Annotated in this window: 16 protein-coding genes; 13 read left to right on the top strand and 3 right to left on the bottom strand. The window is 41.6% G+C overall.

What is annotated here, in order from left to right:
* Positions 1-27 precede the first annotated feature (27 nt).
* Together KTO63_RS12270 and KTO63_RS12275 are read left to right on the top strand one after the other, a co-directional pair.
* Complete coding sequence (locus KTO63_RS12270; protein WP_217791583.1) at positions 28-1,437, top strand: efflux RND transporter periplasmic adaptor subunit; 1,410 nt, start codon at positions 28-30, stop codon at positions 1,435-1,437.
* A 137-nt stretch (positions 1,438-1,574) separates the two neighbouring features.
* Positions 1,575-2,612, top strand: coding sequence for an NAD(P)H-dependent glycerol-3-phosphate dehydrogenase (locus KTO63_RS12275; protein ID WP_217791584.1), 1,038 nt, complete (start codon positions 1,575-1,577; stop codon positions 2,610-2,612).
* Between the two features lie 218 nt (positions 2,613-2,830).
* Here the strand turns inward: KTO63_RS12275 and KTO63_RS12280 are convergent, their stop codons facing one another.
* Both KTO63_RS12280 and hemW read right to left on the bottom strand, forming a co-directional pair.
* Positions 2,831-4,231 (bottom strand): FAD-binding oxidoreductase, encoded by a 1,401-nt coding sequence (locus tag KTO63_RS12280; protein WP_217791585.1) that lies wholly within the window; start codon positions 4,229-4,231, stop codon positions 2,831-2,833.
* Between the two features lie 344 nt (positions 4,232-4,575).
* Positions 4,576-5,703 (bottom strand): radical SAM family heme chaperone HemW, encoded by a 1,128-nt coding sequence (gene hemW, locus KTO63_RS12285; protein WP_217791586.1) that lies wholly within the window; start codon positions 5,701-5,703, stop codon positions 4,576-4,578.
* A 167-nt stretch (positions 5,704-5,870) separates the two neighbouring features.
* Between hemW and KTO63_RS12290 the strand changes: the two genes are divergently transcribed.
* The 11 genes from KTO63_RS12290 to KTO63_RS12340 all read left to right on the top strand — a co-directional run bounded on the left by KTO63_RS12290 (position 5,871) and on the right by KTO63_RS12340 (position 19,181).
* Complete coding sequence (locus KTO63_RS12290; RefSeq protein WP_217791587.1) at positions 5,871-7,655, top strand: BamA/TamA family outer membrane protein; 1,785 nt, start codon at positions 5,871-5,873, stop codon at positions 7,653-7,655.
* 181 nt (positions 7,656-7,836) lie between these two features.
* Positions 7,837-8,871: a DUF4271 domain-containing protein gene (locus KTO63_RS12295; RefSeq protein ID WP_217791588.1), complete on the top strand. Its 1,035-nt coding sequence runs from the start codon at positions 7,837-7,839 to the stop codon at positions 8,869-8,871.
* Positions 8,872-8,898: 27 nt separating this feature from the next.
* Positions 8,899-9,696 (top strand): uroporphyrinogen-III synthase, encoded by a 798-nt coding sequence (locus KTO63_RS12300; protein WP_217791589.1) that lies wholly within the window; start codon positions 8,899-8,901, stop codon positions 9,694-9,696.
* Positions 9,697-10,000: 304 nt separating this feature from the next.
* Positions 10,001-12,025 (top strand): thioredoxin domain-containing protein, encoded by a 2,025-nt coding sequence (locus tag KTO63_RS12305; protein WP_217791590.1) that lies wholly within the window; start codon positions 10,001-10,003, stop codon positions 12,023-12,025.
* Between the two features lie 149 nt (positions 12,026-12,174).
* A complete protein-coding gene (gene porK, locus KTO63_RS12310; RefSeq protein WP_217791591.1) occupies positions 12,175-13,464 on the top strand; it encodes a T9SS ring complex lipoprotein PorK/GldK in 1,290 nt (429 codons plus the stop codon).
* Between the two features lie 104 nt (positions 13,465-13,568).
* Positions 13,569-14,336 carry a type IX secretion system motor protein PorL/GldL gene (porL, locus tag KTO63_RS12315; RefSeq protein WP_217791592.1) on the top strand — a complete coding sequence of 256 codons (768 nt, stop codon included), beginning with the start codon at positions 13,569-13,571 and terminating at the stop codon, positions 14,334-14,336.
* A 75-nt stretch (positions 14,337-14,411) separates the two neighbouring features.
* Positions 14,412-15,983, top strand: coding sequence for a type IX secretion system motor protein PorM/GldM (porM, locus tag KTO63_RS12320; protein ID WP_217791593.1), 1,572 nt, complete (start codon positions 14,412-14,414; stop codon positions 15,981-15,983).
* A gap of 14 nt (positions 15,984-15,997) precedes the next feature.
* Complete coding sequence (porN, locus tag KTO63_RS12325; protein WP_217791594.1) at positions 15,998-17,047, top strand: type IX secretion system ring subunit PorN/GldN; 1,050 nt, start codon at positions 15,998-16,000, stop codon at positions 17,045-17,047.
* 323 nt (positions 17,048-17,370) lie between these two features.
* On the top strand, positions 17,371-17,922 hold the full coding sequence (locus tag KTO63_RS12330) for an RNA polymerase sigma factor (protein ID WP_217791595.1): 552 nt from the start codon (positions 17,371-17,373) through the stop codon (positions 17,920-17,922).
* Between the two features lie 34 nt (positions 17,923-17,956).
* Positions 17,957-18,736 carry a hypothetical protein gene (locus tag KTO63_RS12335; protein ID WP_217791596.1) on the top strand — a complete coding sequence of 260 codons (780 nt, stop codon included), beginning with the start codon at positions 17,957-17,959 and terminating at the stop codon, positions 18,734-18,736.
* 49 nt (positions 18,737-18,785) lie between these two features.
* The gene (locus tag KTO63_RS12340; protein ID WP_217791597.1) at positions 18,786-19,181 is read left to right on the top strand and encodes a hypothetical protein; all 396 of its coding nucleotides are present in this window, start codon (positions 18,786-18,788) and stop codon (positions 19,179-19,181) included.
* Between the two features lie 277 nt (positions 19,182-19,458).
* Here KTO63_RS12340 and KTO63_RS12345 read toward each other — a convergent pair whose 3' ends face one another.
* The gene (locus tag KTO63_RS12345; protein WP_217791598.1) at positions 19,459-22,395 is read right to left on the bottom strand and encodes an outer membrane beta-barrel protein; all 2,937 of its coding nucleotides are present in this window, start codon (positions 22,393-22,395) and stop codon (positions 19,459-19,461) included.
* Positions 22,396-22,432: the final 37 nt, after the last annotated feature.

The following is a 22,432-nucleotide window of genomic DNA, read 5'->3' on the forward strand; positions in this document are numbered from 1 at the left end:
TCTATCTCTAATTGAAAAGAACACTTTATGAACAAGAAATTGCTTTGGATAATTATATCGGTAGTATTACTTGTTGTCTTATTGGTAGTATTACAAAAGGCAGGCGCATTTGGAAAAGATGAAGGAGTAAAAGTGACAGCAGAAAAAGCTGCGAAAAGAACCATTATCGAAACCGTAAATGCAAGCGGAAAAGTATATCCCGAAATTGAAGTAAAGATAAGTCCCGATATTTCCGGCGAGATCATCGAACTTACTGTGGCCGAAGGCGACAGCGTAAGCAAAGGTGAAGTGCTTGCAAAAATATATCCCGACATTTATGTTACGCAACGTGACCAGGCCGCAGCTGTTGTAAACCAGCAACGTGCCACTGTAAACAATAGCCAGGAACAATTAAACGGCTTGAAAGCTTCAATGGATCAAACACAAAAAGCGTATGATCGCCAGAAGCAATTGCTGAATGAAAAAGTAATTTCTCAGTCAGAATTTGAGCAAGCTGAAAGCGCCTACCTTTCTGCCAAGGCAAATTACAGTGCTGCCGTGCAAGGAATAAAAAGCAACCAGGCTGCCACGATCAGTGCACAGGCAAATCTTGACAAAGCCGCGAAAGACCTTAGTCGTACAACAATCCTTTCTCCAATGAGCGGTATCGTTTCCTTGATGAGTGTGAAAAAAGGTGAGCGTGTTGTAGGTAGCTCTATGATGGCCGGTACCGAAATGATGCGCATTGCAGACATGAGCAAGATTGAAGTGCGCGTTGACGTAAGTGAAAACGATATTCCGAAAGTAAAACTCGGCGACTCTGCTTTGGTGGAAGTAGATGCATATAATAATCGCAAATTCAAAGGAATTGTAACGCAGATTGCCAGCAGCAATACCACAGCAGCTACGGCTTCCTCCTCCACTTCAACATCAAACGATGTTACCAACTATAAAGTGTACATAAGATTGTTACCCGCTTCATACAATGACATCGTTGGAAAAGGTGGCTCGTCGCCCTTTCGTCCCGGTATGAGCGCAAGCGCAGATATACAGACAAAGCGAAATGAAAACGTACTATCTGTTCCTATCAATGCGGTAACTACAAGAGAGAAAGGCTCTGACAATGCAATTGATAAATCGAAGAACTCTGTAGACGCCAACAATAACAATAATAATAACAATACCAGAAACGCTGTTGGCTCACCTGAAGAAGAAAAAAAATCAAATGCGGACGATCTTGAAGAAGTAGTGTACATCTTGCAGGCAGATAAAACCGTGAAGAAAGCAGTTGTGAAAACAGATATCCAGGATGTGAACTATATTCAAATAGTAAGCGGTATTAAAGATGGCGATGAAGTTATTTCTGGTCCATATTCCTTAATAAGCAAAACGCTGAAAGACGGCACTAAAGTGCAGGTTGTGGATAAGGATAAGTTGTTTGATCAAAAGAAAAAATAGCAGAGACGCATAACAATGCGTCTTCTTTGCGTGTTATTAAATGTTTGCGAGACGAGTTGCTGAATGTATATCATCAATTTGTTTCGCAAACGATTTTTACGAATCTTTGAAGCTTAGTGTTTTAAAATTGTTCTGCCATGAAATTTGGAATAATAGGAGCCGGAAGTTGGGCAACTGCTTTGGTTAAAATTCTTACTGATAATAAAATTCCCGTGAATTGGTGGGTGCGCAAGGAAGACATTGCGGAACATCTCGCAAAGCGTCACCATAATCCAACCCATTTATCATCTGTTTATTTTGATACCACGCTGCTTAATCTTAGTGTAGATATCAACGCAACAATTGCCGCGAGTGATTGTGTTGTAATAGGCGTTCCGTCTGCATACCTGCTGGATGTGCTTGGAACAGTTCATCCCACTGCATTTGAGGAAAAGAAGATCATCTCTGCAGTAAAAGGAATATTACCCGGCATCAACATATTGCTGAACGAATATTTGAAGCAACAATTCAACGTGTCTTCTTCCAACTACTTCACTGTTATGGGCCCTTGCCACGCAGAAGAAGTGGCGTCGGAAAAACTTTCTTATCTCACCTTCTCCGGCAATAAAGAGGAAGAAGTTGCAGAGATCGCAAAATATTTTCGCACTTACTACATCAACACTGCTACCAATAACGATTTGACGGGTGTTCAATACGCTGCGGTTTTAAAAAACATTTATGCATTGGGTTCCGGTATTGCACACGGTCTTGAATACGGCGACAACTTCTTAAGCGTGTTAATTTCAAACGCCGCTGATGAAATGGCCGGCTTTCTGCAAAAGGTAGGCATCCGCAATATTGAGGTAGGTATGCACGACGGCGAAAATCCTATTTCACATAAAAAAGTCGCCAACTACGCTACCTCTGTGTATTTGGGAGATCTGCTGGTAACCTGCTATTCATTGCATAGCCGTAACAGAACCTTTGGTAACATGATCGGCAAAGGCTATTCTGTTATTTCCGCACAACTTGAAATGAACATGGTTGCCGAAGGCTACAATGCCAGCAAATGTATTTACTACATCAACAAAGAAGTGGGCGCAGAAATGCCCATCGCAGAAACAGTCTACAAAATTCTTTGGGAGCAACTGCCCGCGAGAAAGGGCTTCAGGTTTATAGAAGAGAAACTTTTGTAAAGTGGAGAGTTGAGAATTGAGAGTTGAGAGTTGTTTGATATTACAGCTCTGCGAAGCTTCTAGCTTCGCAGATGTATTCTATCGCCTCCGGCGATGTTTGGAATAATTGCCAAAGGCAATGGAATAAAGCTGCAAGGCTACAAGCCTTGCAGAGCAGATCGCAAAACATCCAACGACATTTAACTCTCAACTCTCAACTCTCCACTCTCCATTCTCAACTATTTCGCTCCCGCAGCTGCCATCACCGCAGGCTTAATATTCTGATTTACTCTAAACAAATTATTCGGATCATACTTTGCTTTTACCATGGCGAGTTTGTCATAGTTGTCCTTGTAAGTGGCCCTGATTCTGTCTTGTCCCTCATCCATCATAAAATTGATATACGCTCCGCCTGCTGAATATGGGTGAAGCGCTTCCCAATAGTCCTTGGTCCATTTGGTTACGAGCTCCCTGTTTGCCGGATCAGGGTCAACACCCACAATTACTTGTGCCCAGGTGGCATCACGATAGCTCCATGCAGTTTCATCATTTTTAATTCTGCCTGCTGCGCCGTTCACCGGATACATGTGCATGGTGGACCACATTGTTGGCATTTCGCTGCCATATTTAATGTGCTCGTCAATAGCCTTGTCACTTAATTCATTCATATAGTCTGCACGCCAGTACCACTGGTAGCCCGGTACGTACAAAGCGTCAAACATGCTCTGCAAAGCTGGATGTGGAATAGGCCCCACAAAATCCAATGCAATATTTCCAAGACTGCGAATAGGCTCAAATACTTTCTCTGCTTTATCCAGCGGTCCGGAATAGGCCCACACAATGCCGCACATTTTTTTGTTGTGCAAATGTTCAGGGAATGGAGGGCCGGGAGGAACAGTAAGGAAAGCAAAGAAACCATTAAGCTCATCAGGAGCCGTTGTAATAAAATCACGATACCATTTCATTATGCGTTTGCTTTCGCTGAGTTCCCAAAGCATGGGCCCTGCATATAAAGTGTCTACATTGTGGAGCCTGAACAGGAATGAAGTAACTACACCAAAATTGCCACCGCCACCACGAAGCGCCCAAAACAAATCCTCATTACTTTTCTCGCTTGCCGTAACGCAAGAGCCATCTGCGAGCACGACATCGGCTTCCAATAAGTTGTCAATTGATAATCCGCATTTCCTGGTGAGGTGTCCCAGGCCGCCGCCGAGCGTTAACCCACCAACACCAGTAGTTGAAATGATACCACTTGGTGTCGCAAGTCCAAATGCATGCGTCGCGTGATCAACATCTGCCCATGTGCTACCGCCGCCTACACGCACTGTTTTTGCAACAGGATCAACATGCGCATAGCGAATGCCTGAAAGGGCAATCACCAATCCATCATCACAAACACCTAATCCACCACCATTGTGGCCTCCGCCACGCACGGCGAGTAAAATTTTGTTTTCTCTTGCATAATTTACGCAGGCAATCACATCCGCCACGTCATTGCATTTTGCAATGGCAGCAGGTTTTTTGTCGATCATTCCATTGTAGACTTTACGGGCAAGGTTGTAGTTCGCATCGGTGGGTTCAATAAGTTCACCGCGCAGCGTTCCTCTTAGCTGCTGAAAATTATTTTCCTGAGCCATAAATTCCTCCTTTTATTGATGTTTAAAAATGAATAAGGATAAAAGGATTCCGTAAATAAATTGTTTTTAGGGGTAGAAAATCGATGAGATGGCGGGGTAATTTCCGAAGATTTTAGGTTATTTCCAGAAGACTAAAATTACAACAATTCCGGACAATTTATACCTGAATCGGATAGCTTGGATGGTGAGGAATTAGGAGTTAGAAGTTAGGAATTAGAAGTTATGAATTGGGAGTTATGAATTGGGGGGACTTATCTTGCCCCGTTTCTATTCATTTGCGACCTCGTGCAAAAAAATCCGCGTAAATCTGCCAAATCAGCGTCATCTGTGTGCCTTGTCTTTCATCACACCACGAACAAATCTGCCGCAATACCATCTGCAAACAGTTTTCCTTCATGGGTTAGGCGGATGAAGTTATCGTGGAAAACTGCTTTGCCAGAATCCACAAATTTTTGAATTCCCGCGGTTATATCGTTCGCAGATTTTTCGCCAAAATGATTTTTCAGCATTGTGACATCAATCCCTTCACTTGTGCGCAAAGCCGTCATGATATACTCGTTCAATTGCTGAGTGGGTGTAAGCGTTTCCCCTTCAAAGAAGTTATCTCCTTCCGCAATTTTTTTAATATACAAAGGATTGTTGGCAATGTTCCACTGGCGCGAAACACCGTCAAAAGAATGCGCAGACGGACCAACGCCAAGATATTTTTCACCGCGCCAATAAGAAGAATTGTGCTGGCTCCGGAAACCTTTTTTTGCAAAATTGGAAATTTCATAGTGCTCGAAACCTGCATTGGAGAGCCATTTCATCAAATCAAGAAACTGTTGCGACTGCAAATCCTGGTTAACATCCTGCAGTTTCTTTTGCGCGATCATTTTCTCGAGCGCTGTTTTCGGCTCCACCGTCAGCGCATAGCAGGAGAGATGTGGAATGTTCAAATCAATGGCAGTTTGCACATTCTGTTGCCATTTTTCATTTGTAAGCGTTGGTGTTCCGTAAATAAGGTCGATTGTGATATTGTGGATCCCGGCTTCCTGTGCCAGCAAAATGGATTGCTTTGCCTGGGTTGCATTGTGGGCCCTATTCATCCATTGAAGGTCCTCTTCAAAAAAAGATTGTATGCCAATGCTCAGTCTGTTTATTCCTGCATTTTTCCAGACCTGTAAGTTTTCAGCATTGATATCATCCGGATTTGTTTCCAGCGTTATTTCAATGTTGTCATTAACAGAAAAGTTTTCATACAGCGCCACAAATATCCTGTTCAACTCGTCTGCAGACAAAAGGCTTGGCGTGCCGCCGCCAAAATAGATCGTGTTTATTTTTTCGTCTGCGAGATATTCTTTGCGTAATACTATTTCCTTTACAATGGCATCAACAAATGCCGGTTTCAGTTGCAGCGATGTAGAGAAATGAAAATTACAATAGTGGCAGGCTTTCTTACAAAAAGGAATGTGAATATAAATGCCTGCCATGCGAAAAAATTTTTGAATATTACAGTTTAATTGGAAAGTTGTTAGTTGATAGTTATTAGTTGTTGGGCTTTCTGTGCAAAAGTTCGCATAAAAACATGCAGCGATATTGCGGCGTGTTATGCGCAAGCGCCTAACAACTATCAACCAACAACTAACAACTCAAATGAATGGCAAAGGTACAAGGTTATATTAACATCATTCTGCTGGCTGTTTGCGTAATGGCATGTTGCACCGTACAGGCGCAATATGTGCTGCGCGTTGTGCCCGTAGATAGGGATGAAAATATGATCAAATCGCTGCATCTGCAGGAAAGCTTTGCCAGCCGCCAGCTTTGCGTGGATTATGTAAATCAGCTTCCACAAAAACTACAGGAGAAAGGCTATACCGCAGCCTCTGTGGATAGTTTGCATTTGGATTCAACATTTGCCACCATTCATTTATTTCTCGGCGAGCACTATCAACTAGCATATGTCGATATTACTTCTGTTGATGCCAAAATGATGGACCAGATCGGATGGAACTCAAAACTGTATTTCAATAAGCCTTTAAACATTACGCAACTTCAGCAACTCGAGCAAAGAATACTTGACTATTTCGAGAACAACGGTCACCCGTTTGCCAAAGTGCAACTCGATAGCGTGGGATATGAAGAGAATAAGTTTTATGCAAGTCTTAAAGTGGACAAAGGTCCGTTATACAAAATCGACAGCATTCGGGTATATGGCACTGTGAAAATATCGAGCAATTTCCTGCAACGTTATTTAGGTATTCCAAACGGTAGTCCGTACTCGAAATCTACACTTCAAAAGATCAGTACAAGACTGCGCGAGTTGCCATTCTTACAGGAAGAAAAAGCCTGGGATATGACAATGGTAAGCGCCGGCGCGGTGGTTAATCTTTATTTGAAACCTAAAAGGGCAAGCCAGATAAATGTATTGGTCGGCCTGCTGCCGTCAAGCGATCAGAATGATAACAAAATGCTTGTGACGGGAGAGGCCAACATCAACTTACGCAACGCTTTGGGGTCGGGTGAAACAATAGGTTTGAACTGGCAGCAATTGCAGATAAAGTCGCCCAGACTTAATCTTGCCTATCAGCAGCCATTCATATTTAAAAGCCCATTTGGGCTAAACCTGGGGTTTGATCTGTTGAAAAAAGACTCGTCATATATCAACATTAATTTTGTGTTGGGCGTTCAGTATGCATTATCCGCATCGCAAACCGGAAGGGTATTTTTCCAAAGCTTCAGAACAAACCTGCTGGACCTGGACACCAACGCCATCAAAGAAAGTAAAACACTGCCCGACGAGATCGACGAAACCATCAACAATCTCGGGATTGACTACGAGTTGTTCAGAACCAACTATCGCTACAATCCACGAAAAGGAAACGAACTGCATATTTTGCTAACTGCCGGCACAAGAACCATCCGGAAGAACAACAGCATTGTAAAACTCAGTAGTCCAGATTTTTCCTATGGGTCATTATATGATACCGTTAAATTAAATACCTATCAATTTAAGATCAAGGTAGATGCGGCGCATTTTTTTCCAATTCAGCGCAGTTCAACATTAAAGTTAGGCGCAAATGTTGGCTGGCTGCAAAGCCCGTCCATTTATCGGAATGAATTGTTCCAGATTGGTGGCTATAAATTGCTGCGCGGCTTTGATGAAGAAAGCATCTACGCCTCCCAGTACACCGTTGGAACGGTGGAGTACAGGTTCCTGATTGGCCAAAACTCTTACCTGTTCTCATTTGTAGATGGCGCCTGGGTAGCCAACAAAAGTCTTTACGCAAACACTACCAACACTTTCATTGGCGCTGGCCTTGGCCTTGCCTTTGAAACCACCGCCGGACTTTTCAACATTTCCTTCGCCGCCGGCAAACGCAACGATGTGAAGTTTAATGCAAGGCAGTCGAAGATACATTTGGGTTATGTAACGTATTTCTAGAATGAATTAATAATTAATAATTAAAAATTAATAAGGCTGCGTTTTGATTGAATATAACGCCGCTAGCTTTTTAAAATAAAGAGTCGTGTCCTTCGTTTAGAATACGGCGTCTATTAATTCTTAATTATTAATTATTAATTACACCCTCCTCCTTATTTTTGTAAACAACCAATCAGTTTTTGTGAAATATTTTTTACTACTGTTTTTTGTCCTGTGTTCGTTTATCCAAAAAGCTGCTGCCCAAACTGGAAGTGATTCTGCGGTATCGCAGGCGCCCCCTCCGCAGGAGCAAGTTCAGGCTGTTGATACAACCAAGCCCGTTGTAAAAAAAGCGCCAAAGCCGGCAGTTAAGAAGCCGGTTTTAGATTCTACGAAGAAGGCAGAACTGCTTGTAAAAAAAGATTCCACCCGACCAATAAAAGATTCAATTGCACCGATTGTCAACACTGCTCCGGAAGACAAGGACACGGTTTATTTCAATTATGGCGGCGTGCTGACGCAAAACAGGTATTATAATTTTGCTGGAAATCCCGTTTTGCCAAGGATCCAGATAAAAAAACACGATCATAAGGAAGATGAATTTTACCTGCTGTTACTGATCATTCTTTTCTTTGCGCTGGTAAGAGTCGTTTTTGCAAGATACATGCAGAATTTATTTACGGTGATGTTCAGGGCCTCCCTAAAGCAGAAACAGATAAGGGAGCAATTGTCGCAAACACCATTGCCGTCATTGCTGTTAAATATCTTTTTTGTGCTGGTTGCAGGTAGCTTTGCAACTTTTCTGCTGAGATACTACAATGAGTTCACAGAAGTGAATTTCTGGTTACTTGTTTTTTACACCTCAGTGGTAATCAGCCTCGTCTATTTGCTGAAGTTCGTTGTGCTGAAGTTTACAGGGTGGGTATTTAACTTGAAGGCTGCCGCAAATACCTATATCTTTATCGTGTTCCTCATTAATAAACTGCTCGCACTTTTCCTGCTGCCCCTCGTCATATTAATAGCTTTTCAAAGCGCCGAAGCAGATATTTGGGTCACAATTTCATATATCCTCATCGTTAGTGCGTTGGTTTATAGATACCTAGCGTCTTTCGGCCCAATTAGAAGTGAAATAAAAGTGAAACAGATTCACTTTTTTCTTTACCTTTGCGCATTCGAGATAGCACCTCTTTTGCTGATTTACAAGGTGTTGTTGAATTTTTTTGAAAAAACAGTATAATTTTAGCTAAACCATAGCATGCGTCATATGGTAAAAAACGGTGGCAAGGCAGCTACATCTGCGAAAACTGTTCAGAAGATTTTAATCACCCAACCCAGGCCGGAAACTGAGAAGTCTCCTTATTTCGAATTGGAAAGGAAATTTAATGTTGAGTTAGACTTCGTGCCATTTATTGTGCTAGAAGGCATTCCGGCAAAAGATTTCCGCAAGCAGAAAATTGACATTGCAGCATATACGGGGGTGATCTTTACCAGCCGTAACGCAATTGATCATTTTTTCAGGATCTGCGAAGAAATGAAGGTGAACGTATCTCAGGACACAAAATACTTCTGTATAACTGAGGCTGTGGCTTTGTATTTGCAAAAATTTATATTGTACCGTAAAAGAAAAGTTTTTTATGGTGCAGATGGTACAAATAAAAGCCTGTTTGATGTTATAAACAAGCATAAGGAAAACGAGAAGTTTTTGTATCCATGTTCCGAGAACCAGCAGGATAATGAAATTGTGGGTTGGTTGAAAGCTAATAAGTGCGAGTTTGCTACACCATTTATGTACAGAACCATTAGCAGCGATGTTAAGGAAGTTTTGACGAAAACTGAGTACGATATCATTTGCTTTTTCACTCCAAGTGGCGTAAAAAGTTTATTTGACAACGTACCAAAATACAAGCAGAACGGCACTAAAATTGGTGCATTTGGAAGCAATACTTACAAAGCAATTGAAGAGGCAGGATTGGAGCTTACTATTAAAGCGCCACAACCACAAGCTCCTTCAATGGTAGCAGCACTGGATATGTATTTGAGATCCATCAAAGCAGAAAAATAAAGTCTTCTGATAAAAGAAACTGAAAGGCAATCGTGATACGGTTGCCTTTTTTTTGTTTTGTTGGGCATGAAATGTGAGGCAGTGTGCGAAGTACGAAAGTCTTTAGTGCGAAACACGACCTGTTCAAGTGCAAAATAAAACCACTAAGACTCTAAGGAAAACTAAGCATCACTAAGAAAAGCTGAACATTCGAACATCCCTTAGTGAAGCTTAGTGCTCTCAGTGCCTTAGTGGTAAAAATTCAGGTATAGCACCTCAACGACATCGTACATCGTACATCACACATCATCCTTACATTTGTCCCATGAGCAAGCCCAATCATTTAGCTACCGAAACAAGTCCTTATTTATTGCAACACGCCTACAACCCGGTGGAGTGGTTTCCATGGAGCGAAGAGGCGTTGAAAAAAGCAAAAGATGAAAGCAAGCCCATACTTGTCAGCATTGGTTACTCTGCTTGTCACTGGTGCCATGTAATGGAAAAAGAGAGTTTCGAAAATGAAGAGACAGCTGCTATTATGAACGAATATTTCGTCAACATTAAAATCGACCGCGAAGAACGGCCAGACATAGACCAGGTGTACATGGATGCAGTACAGGCAATGACCGGCAGCGGTGGCTGGCCGCTCAATGTTTTTCTAACCCCTGATGGAAAACCCTTTTATGGAGGTACTTATTATCCACCGCAACAACTTTACAACAGACCTTCATGGACAGACGTATTGCATGGTGTAGCGAATGCATGGCACAACAAGCATGAAGAAGTACTGCAGCAGGCCAACAATCTTACAGGCTACATAGAACAATCCAACACTTTTGGCCACGATAATGCAGAGCAAAACTTCACACACGAGAAAGCTGCAACCATCTTCACTAACCTAATGAAACAAGCCGATACCCTCGAAGGCGGCTTTGGCAAAGCACCCAAGTTTCCCCAGACGTTCAGCATTCAATATTTGCTGAAATACTACCATTTCTACAAAAATGAAGAGGCTTTAAAACACGCGTTGCTGAGCCTCGACAAAATGATCTACGGTGGCATCTACGATCAGCTGGGTGGCGGCTTTGCGCGATATTCCACAGATGCAGAATGGCTGGCACCGCATTTCGAAAAAATGCTTTATGATAATGCCTTGCTTTTAATCACAATGGCAGATGCATATCAGCTTACCAAAAATGATCTGTATAAAGAAACCATTGACCATACGATGGCGTTTATAACACGCGAACTCTTATCTCCGGAAAATGGCTTCTACGCAGCGCTTGATGCTGACAGTGAGGGTGAGGAGGGGAAGTTTTATGTGTGGTCAAAAAAAGAAGTAGAGGAAGTTTTAGGTGCAGATGCTGAGCTGTTTTGCAAGTTTTATGATATAACGGAAACGGGTAACTGGGAACACACAAATATTCTGCGAGTGAAAATATCTGTAGATGATTTTTCCCAAAAGCATAAAATTGACCTTCCCGTTTTAAAGGAAAAATTGAAGGAGGGGAGAGAAAAACTTTTAAAGGCCAGAGAAAAAAGAGTAAGACCGGGACTGGATGATAAAATATTATTGAACTGGAATGCGTTAATGAATACGGCCTGTTGTAAAATATATGCAGCAACGGGAAGAGAGGAGTATAGGGAACTCGCCCTAAAGAATGTTAACTTTTTGTTAGCGGCTTTTTTACAAGGTGAAAATTTATTCCACACCTACAAGAATGGCCACGCCAAGATCTCTGCGTTTTTAGATGATTATGCTTACCTGATACAGGCTTTAATCAATCTGCAGGAGATCACGGGAGACGTATCATATCTGATGAAGGCAAAGGAATTGACAGAGCATGTCCTGGATAATTTCAGTGAAGCAGAAACCGGGCTATTTTATTTTACTGGTAGCCAGCAAAAAGATATTATAGTTAGAAAAAAAGAAATATATGATGGTGCGCTTCCGTCCGGTAATGCTGTGATGATTTCAAACCTTTATTACCTCGCGGTTGTTTTTGACGTGCAATTGTGGCATGAAAGATGCAATAAGGCGTTGGGTTCATTAGTCAAAATGTGTGAAAACTACCCAACCTCCTTTGGTGTTTGGTGTGATTTAATATTGGAAGTAATCCGGGGCACAAGAGAAATAGTGGTGACAGGTGAGGTTGTAGATGAAGTTAGGAAGGAAATTTTGGCTAATTTTATCCCATACAAAGTCTTTCAATCTGCCTCCCAGGAAAATAACTTATTCCCACTATTATCTGGAAAATCGGTTACTAGCCAACCTTTGATATTTCATTGTAAAAATTATTCCTGCAGTGAACCAGTGAACAACGTAGATTTACTGTTAAAGCAATTGTAAAAATTCCTTGGCTTTTTTTGGGCCTTGAAACAATAAAATAATAGTAGTTGTCGTTTCTTACTTTCTGCATGAAAGTTTTTTGAAAAAAAAATAAACTTTTAAAAGAGATGTTGACAAAATATTATTTTTGCCCAATACCCTTTAATGTTATGAAAATGAAGAACCTTACCACTGTAATGGCACTTGCGGCAGTGTCTATGCTGGCGAGTTGCGGGAAAGCTGGAAAGTCAAAAGGCGGGTTGCCTAATGATGGTCAGTTACATGGCGTAGCCCCAGGCAGTAAGTATATAATGCCAAAACCACCAGGAATGGTTTACATCCCACCGGGAACTTTTCACATGGGACCTAGTGATGAGGATGTTAACTATGCCTACACTGCGCGCAACAAACAAATTTCAATCAATGGCTTCTGGATGGATGCCACTGAGATTACCAATAATGAGTACCGCCAGTTTACCAACTGGGTAAGGGATTCTACTGCTGCAAAACTTATGGGTTTTGTAAAGCAGGATAAGAATGACGGTACAGAACACATTGATTGGGTAAAAGCAAAAACTATCAAATGGAACGACAAGGCAACGATTGAAAAAATCGACCAAATGATCGTTTCTCCGGAAAACCGCATTTTCGGTAAAAAAGAGATTGATGCTGCGAAGTTGATCTTCCACTCAGAAACTTTTGATACCAAAGAAGCCGCACGCCGCGAAAATGCCGGTGTACCACGCTCTAAATTCATCGTTAAAAAAGATATCAGAATTTATCCTGATACATTGGTTTGGATAAGAGACTTCTCTTATTCTTACAACGAACCAATGACAAAACGTTACTACTCTCACCCTGCATTTGGTAACTATCCTGTTGTAGGTGTTAGCTGGGTTCAGGCAACTGCATTTTGCGAATGGCGCACAATGTATTTGAACGGATTCCTTACATCTAAAGGCAGAGTTGGCGAATCTGACTTCAGACTTCCAACAGAAGCTGAGTGGGAATACGCTGCAAGAGGTGGCCGCTCACAATCTATGTATCCTTGGGGTAACTATTACCTGAGAAACAAAAAAGGTTGTTTGCTGGCAAACTTTAAACCTGGTCGTGGTAACTATCCTGAAGATGGTGGTTTCTACACAGTACGTGCAGATGCTTACTGGCCTAACGACTTCGGTTTGTACAACATGGCAGGTAACGTATCAGAGTGGACCTCTTCTTTATATTATGAAGGCGGCTACAACTTCCAGCACGATATGAACCCGGATATCCGTTACAACGCTAAGGATTCAGATCCTCCACGTATGAAACGTAAAGTAATCCGCGGTGGTAGCTGGAAAGATGTTGGTTTCTTCCTCCAAACCGGTACACGTACATATGAGTACCAGGATACAACTAAATCTTACATTGGTTTCCGTTGCTTGATTGACCTTCCACCATTACAAGGTCGTAAATAAATAAAAAGTAGTACTTACAAAATTTTCGTAACAAAGTCACGTTATTTTAAAAAACAATATTCCTTAAACCCATTTTAGAATTAAACCTTAAAAATTAAAATATTATGGCGGGAGCATCAAAATCAACAGAAAGAATCGTTAACGTAATTGTGTGCGTGGGTGCAGCAGTTGTAATCTTCGGAGCTTGGGCGAAAATCCTGCACAAGCCAATCGCTGACTTCATGTTGACAGTTGGTCTATTAACAGAAGCTTTGATCTTTATCGTGTACGCTTTCTTACCGCCTCCAGGTGGTGAAATGGCTGCCATCGCAGAAGCTTTGCCTAAAATGGCTGGCGGCGCTGGTTCTGGTAACCCTGCTTTGCAAGGTTTGGACAAAATGATGCAAGAAGCTGACATCACTCCTGCTAACCTGAAAAAATTGGGCGAAAGCTTCAACAAATTGGGTACTACAGTAAATCAAATTAAAGACGCTAGCGATGTAGTTACTGCTACAAGCGACTACGCTGTAAAAACTAAAGAAGCTTCTGCTGCTTTGGGTAGCATGAAAGATGCTTACTTGAAATCTGCTGCTACAATGCAGTCTTTCAACGAAGCTTCTGAGTCTACAAAACAGTTCCACGGTCAAGTACAGGTTTTGACTAAAAACTTGTCTTCTCTGAATACTATTTACGAATTAGAATTGCAAGATACCAACAACCACCTGAAAGCAATGAACGCTTTCTACAACAACTTGTCCCAGGCTTCTCAGGCTATGTCTGGTAGCGTAGCTGATGCTAAGAAAACTCAAGAGCAAATTTCATTGCTTGCGAAAAACCTTGGCAACCTGAACCAGGTTTATGGTAACATGTTAAGCGCAATGCAAGGCAGATAATTAAAACAATCTCCCTTATATCATTAACATTAGTTTGTATTTAAACAGGATTACTAATTTCTAAAATCATTATCCATGGCTTTACCTAAAGAGCCCAGGCAGAAGATGATCAACATGATGTATTTGGTGCTTACAGCATTGCTGGCACTGAACGTATCAGCGGAGATCCTGAATGCCTTCAGAACCGTAAATAACAGTATCAGTACCGCGAACGGCGTTATTGACGCAAAAAATAAAACAGTTTACGAATCATTCGATGCTTTAGCAAAGGATCCGCAAACTGAAGCAAATGCTAAAAAGTGGCAGCCTCTTGCTCAGGAAGCGCAAAAGTTGTCTGCTGACATGAACACCTATCTTGATGGCCTGAAACTGACATTAAAACAAGAATCTGGCTTGCATCAGGTAGACGGTGTTGAAGAGTTCAAAGAGGACAATATTGATGCTCCTTCAAGATTATTCGATACAAAAGGAGAAGGTCCTAAACTTCAACAAAAGTTGACTGAATTCAAGACGAATTTGTTGAATGTGCTTGATCCAAGCAAATTCCCTGGTGAAACAGCTTTGCAAAAAGAAATCACTGAAGAAAAAGAAAGACTTACTAAGACATTACCATTGGATTTGGCTATTCCTGCCTCTCATTCAGGTAATTCAAGTAACAACTGGACTCAGGCTTACTTCCACATGACGCCAACAATCGCGGCATTGACAATCCTGAGCAAATTCCAGAATGATGTTAAGAATTCTGAATCACAAGTTGCTGACTATTGCTTAAGCAAAGTTGGTTCTGTGAAGGTTATTTTTAACAAATTTGACGCAATTGTTGGAACAAATTCAACCTACCTGATGCCAGGACAAGAGCTTGAAATATCTGCTGGTATCGGTGCTTACAGCGACGCTGTAAAACCAACCGTTACAATTAATGGCGCAGTTGTTCCATTAAATAGTGATGGTCGCGCAATATTTAAAAAGCAAGTGAGTGGAGTAGGTGAGCAGTCTGTAGCTGTGCATGTTAATTACACTAAACCAGATGGCACTCAGGGCGTTTCTGACAGGGTTATTAAATACACAGTTGGTCAACCTTCAGGTGCATCAGTGTTCCTTGAAAAAATGAACGTAATGTACATTGGTGTTGAAAACCCTCTGATGGTATCTGCAGGTTCTGCAGGTAAAGAAAAAATGAGTGTTTCTTTCACTGGTGGTTCTATCACTTCTGCCGGTGGTGACAGATATGTTGCTAAACCAACACAAGCTGGCCCTGCTGAAGTAAGAGTAACTGTTGAAGGTAAAACCTCTACTTTCCCAATGCGTTGTAAAATCCTTCCTGACCCAACTGCAATGGTTGGTACAAACAAAGGCGGTTCAATTTCATCCGCATTGTTCAAAGCTCAGGGTGGTATGTTTGCCCGCTTGCTGGAATCAGAGTTCGACGTAAAATTTGAAGTACTTAGCTATAAATTAGGTGCAAACGGTGGTGCATTCGGTACCTATCAGGAAGCAGCAAACGAAGGTCCACGCTGGACTGGTAAAGCCTCTGATATCGTAACTCGTGCAACTCCTGGTAGCTCAATATTTTTTGATCAGATTCGTGTGAAAGGTCCCGATGGTAAAGTAAGGGAACTTCCTGGAATCTTCTTTAACTTGAAATAATAGAAAAGACGATTATGAAGAAATCCATCATCCGGTTGAGTTTGTTAGCTGTTGTGTTTGCACTGGCAACTAATATTGCCGATGCGCAACAAACGAAGCCTAAATCGCGTGCCAAGACAACGCGTGGTAAAGCTTCAACTACAAAAAGCAAAAAGCCAACTACAACCAGTAAGAATAATAATCAAACGGCTATTAATACAGCTCCGCCTAAAGATACAACTGCACCTCTTCCAGAGGCGCAGCTAGATCTGCCTGTGGTTCGTAAATCACTGCGTAACGATAACGCAGTTGAGCGCAACCTTGTAAAAGACAGAACGCCTTTGGCATATGAGCATATCCGTGAGGATGATGCGGTTTATCGCCAGAGAGTTTGGAGAGAACTGGACGTTCACGAAAAAATGAACCTTCCGTTCGTTTACAAAGCAGACGACGACAACGGTAACCAACGTTTCATCAATATTTTGCTGGCTAGCATTAAAAGTGGTGATATCACTGCATTCAGCGCTATCGATGATCGCTTTACCACTCCAATCACCATTAAAGAGATCACAGAGCAGCTTGTGGGTAAACCTAAAGTTGTACAGATCCCTGACTGGAACAAAGATCCTGATGGTTCAAAAGGTATCACTAAAGATTCTGTGATCGTAGAACAATTCGATCCTGAAGCAGTTGAAAAATACTGGGTAAAAGAAGAAGTGGTATTCGATAAAGAGTCATCTCGTCTTTACACAAGAATCCTGGGTATCGCTCCTTTGAAAACTATCAAAAACACTGATGGTTCTTTCAGAGACGTAACACCGATATTCTGGGTTTACTATCCTGACTTACGTCCGATGTTGGCTAAGTACGAAGCTTACAACGGTAAAAACTATGGTGCAAGAATGAGCTGGGAAGAGCTTTTCGAAAGCCGTATGTTTGCAAGCAGAATTATTAAATCTACAATCGATAACCCGATGGATCAGTACATCAGCGGTTATGTAAAAGATGACATCCTGCGTTTGCTGGAAGGCGAAAACATTAAAGAGAAAATCTTTAACTACGAGCAGGACCTGTGGTCATACTAAAAAAAGATAAATAACCAATTATAAAAAAATACCCACTTGTGGGTATTTTTTTTTGCATTCCATTTGGTATTTTTACAACGGTTTTTCATAGGATATTGGATTTTAAAAACGGGGCTGGATTTTTATCCTGGCCCCTTTTTATTTTAATGGCGGCATGCGCGATTTTCGTACAGACAAGGCAATGCGAATTTCGTACAGACAAGGCAATGCCTTGTCTCTACAATATGACACGCTGTATTTTGGCTTTTAATTTGCCAACGTTTTAAACTAAATACAATTCCAACGGTCAATTAAATCAAATTGCTTAACGAGCAACTTAATCTATGGCAATTATTCTGCACGACAATGAATTGCTGTTACAATTCCATAATCCTGAAACCCGGGAAAAGGCATTTGCGGCAATAATTAAAAAATATCAGGAAAAACTCTATTGGCACATCAGAAGGATGGTAGTGGAACATGAAGACGCCAATGATGTTTTGCAAAACGTTTTTATCAGAATCTGGAAAGGGCTCGACAATTTCCGTGAAGATTCGCAGCTTTATACTTGGTTATACAGAATTGCAACCAATGAATGTCTTTCGTTCATCGAGTTGCAAAAGAAAAAGGCGACCGTGTCATTTGAGGATGTGGAATCAAGCCTGAGCAACCGCATTAAAGCCGATAAGAATTTTGACGCTAATAAACTGGAATGGAAATTACAGCTAGCTATCCAGCAACTTCCTGAAAAACAAAGAGTTGTATTCAATCTGCGTTATTATGATGAAATGCCTTATGAAGAAATGAGCAGGGTTCTGGAGACGTCTGAAGGTGCTTTAAAGGCTTCTTATCACCACGCAGTGAAAAAAATTGAAGATTATATCCTGAACCATTAAACCTATGCAGAAAAAATTTATCTTATAAACAGTTATGACACGTGACAGGTACATATTGAACGAATTATTTGAGATTAGCCCCGTTGTTACAAACATTTCCCACCAGATGCCCTACGAGGTGCCGGCCGGATATTTTGACAAACTGCCGGAGATTATCATGGAAATGATTGCCAATGAGCAATATGAGTCTGTTTCTGGCGAATTGCAGTCCTTGTCGCCATTGCTTAGCGGAATTTCCAGGACCACTCCTTACGAAGTAAGCCAGGACTACTTCAATGATCTTTCAACCAATGTTTTAGCAGGTGCAAATGCAATAGATTTTGTCAACAATGAATTGGAAAATCTTCCGTCATTCTTGGAAGATCTTAAGCATAAACAAACATATAGTACGCCGGAAGGGTATTTTGAAGCATTGCCCGGAGCGATTTTCAAGGAATTGAAAATTGAACAGGTGGCTACGCAGCAAGAAGCAAAAGTTGTAAAAGGAAATTTTTCCAATAATATTTTCAAATATGCGGCTGCTGCTGCAATAATTGGTTTTGTGTTTATTGCCGGCTGGTTGTTTTTGGGAAATAAACAAGTGGCACCGGGCAATACAGGTATCGCAGCGATTGAAACAGAGGTGAAGGCCGTTAGTGACAGTGACTTGAACAACTTTGTGGAAAAGAACACACTTGGCGGAAGCCTGGCGCTTTACACAGACAGCACACAATTGGCTGATGATGATGTGAAGTATATGCTGGCAGACGTTTCTGATGCAGATTTACAACAATATTTATACGAACAGACAGGTACTAAGGTTATTACAAACTAAGCATAACAAATCTTTCAAAAGAAAAATTATCTTAGCACAATTAACGACGATGAAAAAAATTTTACTATTACTAACTTTTTCCTTTTTGATAACAATCCTTCATGCTCAGGATAAACAACCCCGTCCCGGCAGTAAGATTGAAGCGATGAAAATCGCCTACATAACCAATAAAATAAACCTGAGCACTGAAGAAGCACAAAAGTTCTGGCCGATTTATAACAAATATGCGGCAGAGATCAGAGAAGTGTATTTGCAAAACAGGGGAGGAGATGAAGTGGCACTGGAAGAAAAAATTGTTGAGGTAAGAAAAAAATATAGATCACAATTTCAAACCGTGTTGTCTGACGAAAGAGTGAACCAGTTTTTTAAAGCGGATAAAGAATTTAATGCTATGGCGCAACGTGAGATCATGGAACGGAGGCAACAGAAAAAGCAACAAAATTAAAATCGATAACTTTTTGGGTGTTTCATAGATTAATGAAAAGCAGAGGTCGGCGCGTGTAGTGCCGACTTTTTTGTGGGGAAGAACGACCGGTGGCCGGTGGCCAGCAGCCTGTAACCGTTGCTTTTTGTGCGGCTTTGCCTATCGGCATTTGAACTTCTTAAAGTGCGGATTGATCAACTTTTACGCCGGCGTGTTGCACACAAACACTGGCCACCGGAATCTGGCCACCGGCCACTATTCCCTAACAACTCTCAATTCTCCACTCTCCACTCTCCACTCAATTCGTAATCCTTATATTATCCATACTCTTCTTGAAAGATTTGGGCATGAACATGTTGTTTATTGGGTTGGCCCCAAACTTATTAAAATTGTAAATAAAGCTTAGCATGAAATAACGCTGCAATACATTCGTACGTGTATCCTGGATGTAGTTTTGCGTGGTGGTCCTGGTAATGCTTTGGTTTTGCTTAAGAATATCCATTACAGAGAGTTTGATCACACCATTTTTCTTTTTGAAAAGCTGCTTGCCGATGTTCGCGTTCCACATAGGCACGTTCTGGTTGAATCCATCGGAACGACCGGTATTCACGAAATAGTCGAAATCACTGCCCAGCATAATCCCATGCGGAAATGTGTACGTGATATCAGCCGAATAGGTTTGCGACCAATAGTTTGAGTTCAGGTCCTTCTGAACGGAATAAGACACATTGTTATAAGTAACATTCAGGTTTATCCCAACATCCAGCTTGTCTTTGTAGTTGTAATTGAATCCGGCACCCTGTGTTGCGATCCAGGTATTCAAAATGTTCCTTTCGCTGTATAGGAGGCTTATATCGCGGTTGTAAACGAGAATCGATGTCAGGTTGACCATCGCGCCTTTGAGCTTCTTTACGGGCAAGCCAAACGTAACAAATCCCATCGTGTTATATGCACCATCAACGTTCACCGGTTTAATGAGCTGAACGGAATTGGCAACGGAGTCGATGCTGCTGCTTATTTTGTTGGAAGTATTGCTCACATTCACGCTTACCGCCATGTACTTCGCAGTGGCAAGATTGAACGTGTTATAAGTCACGTTCAAATTATTGTTGAACTCCTGCTTCAAATTGGGATTCCCTGTGCGTATCTGCAAAGGATTGCTCAGGTCCGGAACATTTTGCAATTGCGAAATAGTTGGCGCATTTGTCCTGCCTCGATAATTCACACGAAGATTTCTGCCCTTGCCATAGTTGTAGTTAAAACTTGCCGTAGGGAAAAAGTTTACAAAATGTTGCGCGGTGATAGAATCTTTTTGCGTGTTATAAGAATGGCTCTTACTCTGTTGTGTCGCAAATTGTACTCCGCCGCCAACTTGTAAATTGTATTTCTTTTTTTGCAAACGGAAATTCGCCCCTACACGGTTTGCGATATAGCCATTTTCAAAATAGTTTGTCAGCAATGAATTCAGGATATCATATTCATGCGTCGACGAATCGTAGTTGTAAGTCTTTTTATCGGAAGTGCTTTGATTGTTGGTATAAGCGTAATTGAGTTCAATGATCTTGTTATTGCCGATAGGTTCAGTGTAAGAGCCACTTAGCACGTTGTTGTGACCATCCGTTTTTTGAGTGGTTTGCTGGTTTACATCACGCTTGCCTTTAAAGGTAGAATCAGGATTAAAGAAAAGATAAGGTGACTGGTTTAGGCCATTGCCATCGCTGTTGTTGATGGAGTTGTTCCAACCGAGGGTCAATGTTCTTCCCGGCTTATTTAGCTTGCGGCGATACAGCAGGTTATTGTTAATGTTATAACCTTCGCGATCGGTTGAGTTGTAGTTTCTACCGATCAAAGCAAGATAGCCTTCATTAAATTTTGGACTTTGGGAAATAGTGTACAAACTATCATCGCTATGACCGCTTGAGTTTTGAATGGTAAAACTTGGCGTGTATAGAATTGAATTCAGCGAGTCGATCTGGTACTCAATCCTAAAGTTGAACCGGTGATTTTGGTTGCGGTTTACCGAGCTCAAATTGTCTGTTTGGTTCGCAACGGAGTCATTAGGGAAAAATGACTGCGTGTAGGAATGCTGATCCACCACATTATCTGTATGGGCGAAAAAATAGCTTCCGTTCGCTTCCACTTTTTTGCTCCATGTATCGCGATAATTGACACCGCCCGACCATGACGTAATGTTTCCTCCCGTCGCATTGCCAAGCCCGAAAGCTCCGCCTCCATTCACAGCAGTTCCTGTTCTTGTAGTGGCTACCATTTGGGAACCGGCTCCGCCAAAGCCTCCGCCACCACCAAATCCACCGCCTCCACTGTTGCCTCCGGCAGCAGCCGCCATTCCGCCAAAACCACCCATTGAGGAGATGACATCGTTAAGCGAAAAGCCCTGCTTGTTTACGTTGTTTCCTGCGCCAATAATGGAGATTTGTCTTGGTCCGTAGAAACTATTTGCACTTAGAGATTCATCATACCTGCCGTCTGTTCCAATACCGGCATTTATTTTTCCAAACAATCCTTTCTTGCGATCCTTCTTCAGTTTGATGTTGATTGTTTTTTGGCGGCTGCCATCATCAATCTTTGTAAACTTCGCCTGGTCGCTCATGTCGTCATACACCTGCACACTTTCCACCATATCAGCCGTGAGGTTTTTCGTTGCAATTTTTGGATCACTGCCGAAAAATTCTTTTCCGTCTACATACACTTTTTGTATTTGCTCGCCTTGGGCTTTTATGTTGCCATCTTTGTCTACCTGCATGCCCGGCAGTTTCTTTATAAGATCCTCTACAGTAGCGTAAGGTTTTGTTTTGAAGGAAGAAGCGTTGAATTCAACAGTGTCATTTTTTATAATGATGGGAGGTCGTTCCACCACTACTTCTTTTAAGAGATCAACGCGTTTGGTCATGTACACAAAACCCAGATCAATCACTTGTTGAGCGGTGGTAACTGAAAATGATTTTGTATAATTATTATAGCCTTGAAATGAAATAATCAAACGGTATTTGCCCGCATGCAGATCCGTTATTTCAAAATTGCCTTTTGCATCGGCAACGGAATAGTCTACTGAGGTGGAGTCAAGAGCTGTTAGTACAGATACGGTCGCATCTGCCATTGACTGTTTGTAAACGGTGTCAACAATTTTTCCCTTAATGGTTCCTGTTATTCTTTTTTGTGAAAAAGCAGTTACGGTAATAGAGATGAGGAACAACAGGATTAAATATCTTTTCATAGATGTCTTAAAACTAATGCTTTAAAATTCTATGCAA

The organism is Pinibacter aurantiacus (assembly GCF_019130065.1).
GTDB lineage: Bacteria > Bacteroidota > Bacteroidia > Chitinophagales > Chitinophagaceae > Pinibacter > Pinibacter aurantiacus.

Excerpts from the sequence above, each read along its gene's own strand:
- KTO63_RS12290 (WP_217791587.1), top strand. The coding sequence starts at position 5,871 with ATGGCAAAGGTACAAGGTTATATTAACATCATTCTGCTGGCTGTTTGC.
- porL (WP_217791592.1), top strand. The coding sequence starts at position 13,569 with ATGGCGGGAGCATCAAAATCAACAGAAAGAATCGTTAACGTAATTGTG.
- porK (WP_217791591.1), top strand. The coding sequence starts at position 12,175 with ATGAAAATGAAGAACCTTACCACTGTAATGGCACTTGCGGCAGTGTCT.
- porM (WP_217791593.1), top strand. The coding sequence starts at position 14,412 with ATGGCTTTACCTAAAGAGCCCAGGCAGAAGATGATCAACATGATGTAT.
- KTO63_RS12345 (WP_217791598.1), bottom strand. The coding sequence starts at position 22,395 with ATGAAAAGATATTTAATCCTGTTGTTCCTCATCTCTATTACCGTAACT.
- KTO63_RS12330 (WP_217791595.1), top strand. The coding sequence starts at position 17,371 with ATGGCAATTATTCTGCACGACAATGAATTGCTGTTACAATTCCATAAT.
- porN (WP_217791594.1), top strand. The coding sequence starts at position 15,998 with ATGAAGAAATCCATCATCCGGTTGAGTTTGTTAGCTGTTGTGTTTGCA.
- KTO63_RS12300 (WP_217791589.1), top strand. The coding sequence starts at position 8,899 with ATGGTAAAAAACGGTGGCAAGGCAGCTACATCTGCGAAAACTGTTCAG.
- KTO63_RS12340 (WP_217791597.1), top strand. The coding sequence starts at position 18,786 with ATGAAAAAAATTTTACTATTACTAACTTTTTCCTTTTTGATAACAATC.
- hemW (WP_217791586.1), bottom strand. The coding sequence starts at position 5,703 with ATGGCAGGCATTTATATTCACATTCCTTTTTGTAAGAAAGCCTGCCAC.
- KTO63_RS12335 (WP_217791596.1), top strand. The coding sequence starts at position 17,957 with ATGACACGTGACAGGTACATATTGAACGAATTATTTGAGATTAGCCCC.
- KTO63_RS12270 (WP_217791583.1), top strand. The coding sequence starts at position 28 with ATGAACAAGAAATTGCTTTGGATAATTATATCGGTAGTATTACTTGTT.
- KTO63_RS12305 (WP_217791590.1), top strand. The coding sequence starts at position 10,001 with ATGAGCAAGCCCAATCATTTAGCTACCGAAACAAGTCCTTATTTATTG.
- KTO63_RS12280 (WP_217791585.1), bottom strand. The coding sequence starts at position 4,231 with ATGGCTCAGGAAAATAATTTTCAGCAGCTAAGAGGAACGCTGCGCGGT.
- KTO63_RS12275 (WP_217791584.1), top strand. The coding sequence starts at position 1,575 with ATGAAATTTGGAATAATAGGAGCCGGAAGTTGGGCAACTGCTTTGGTT.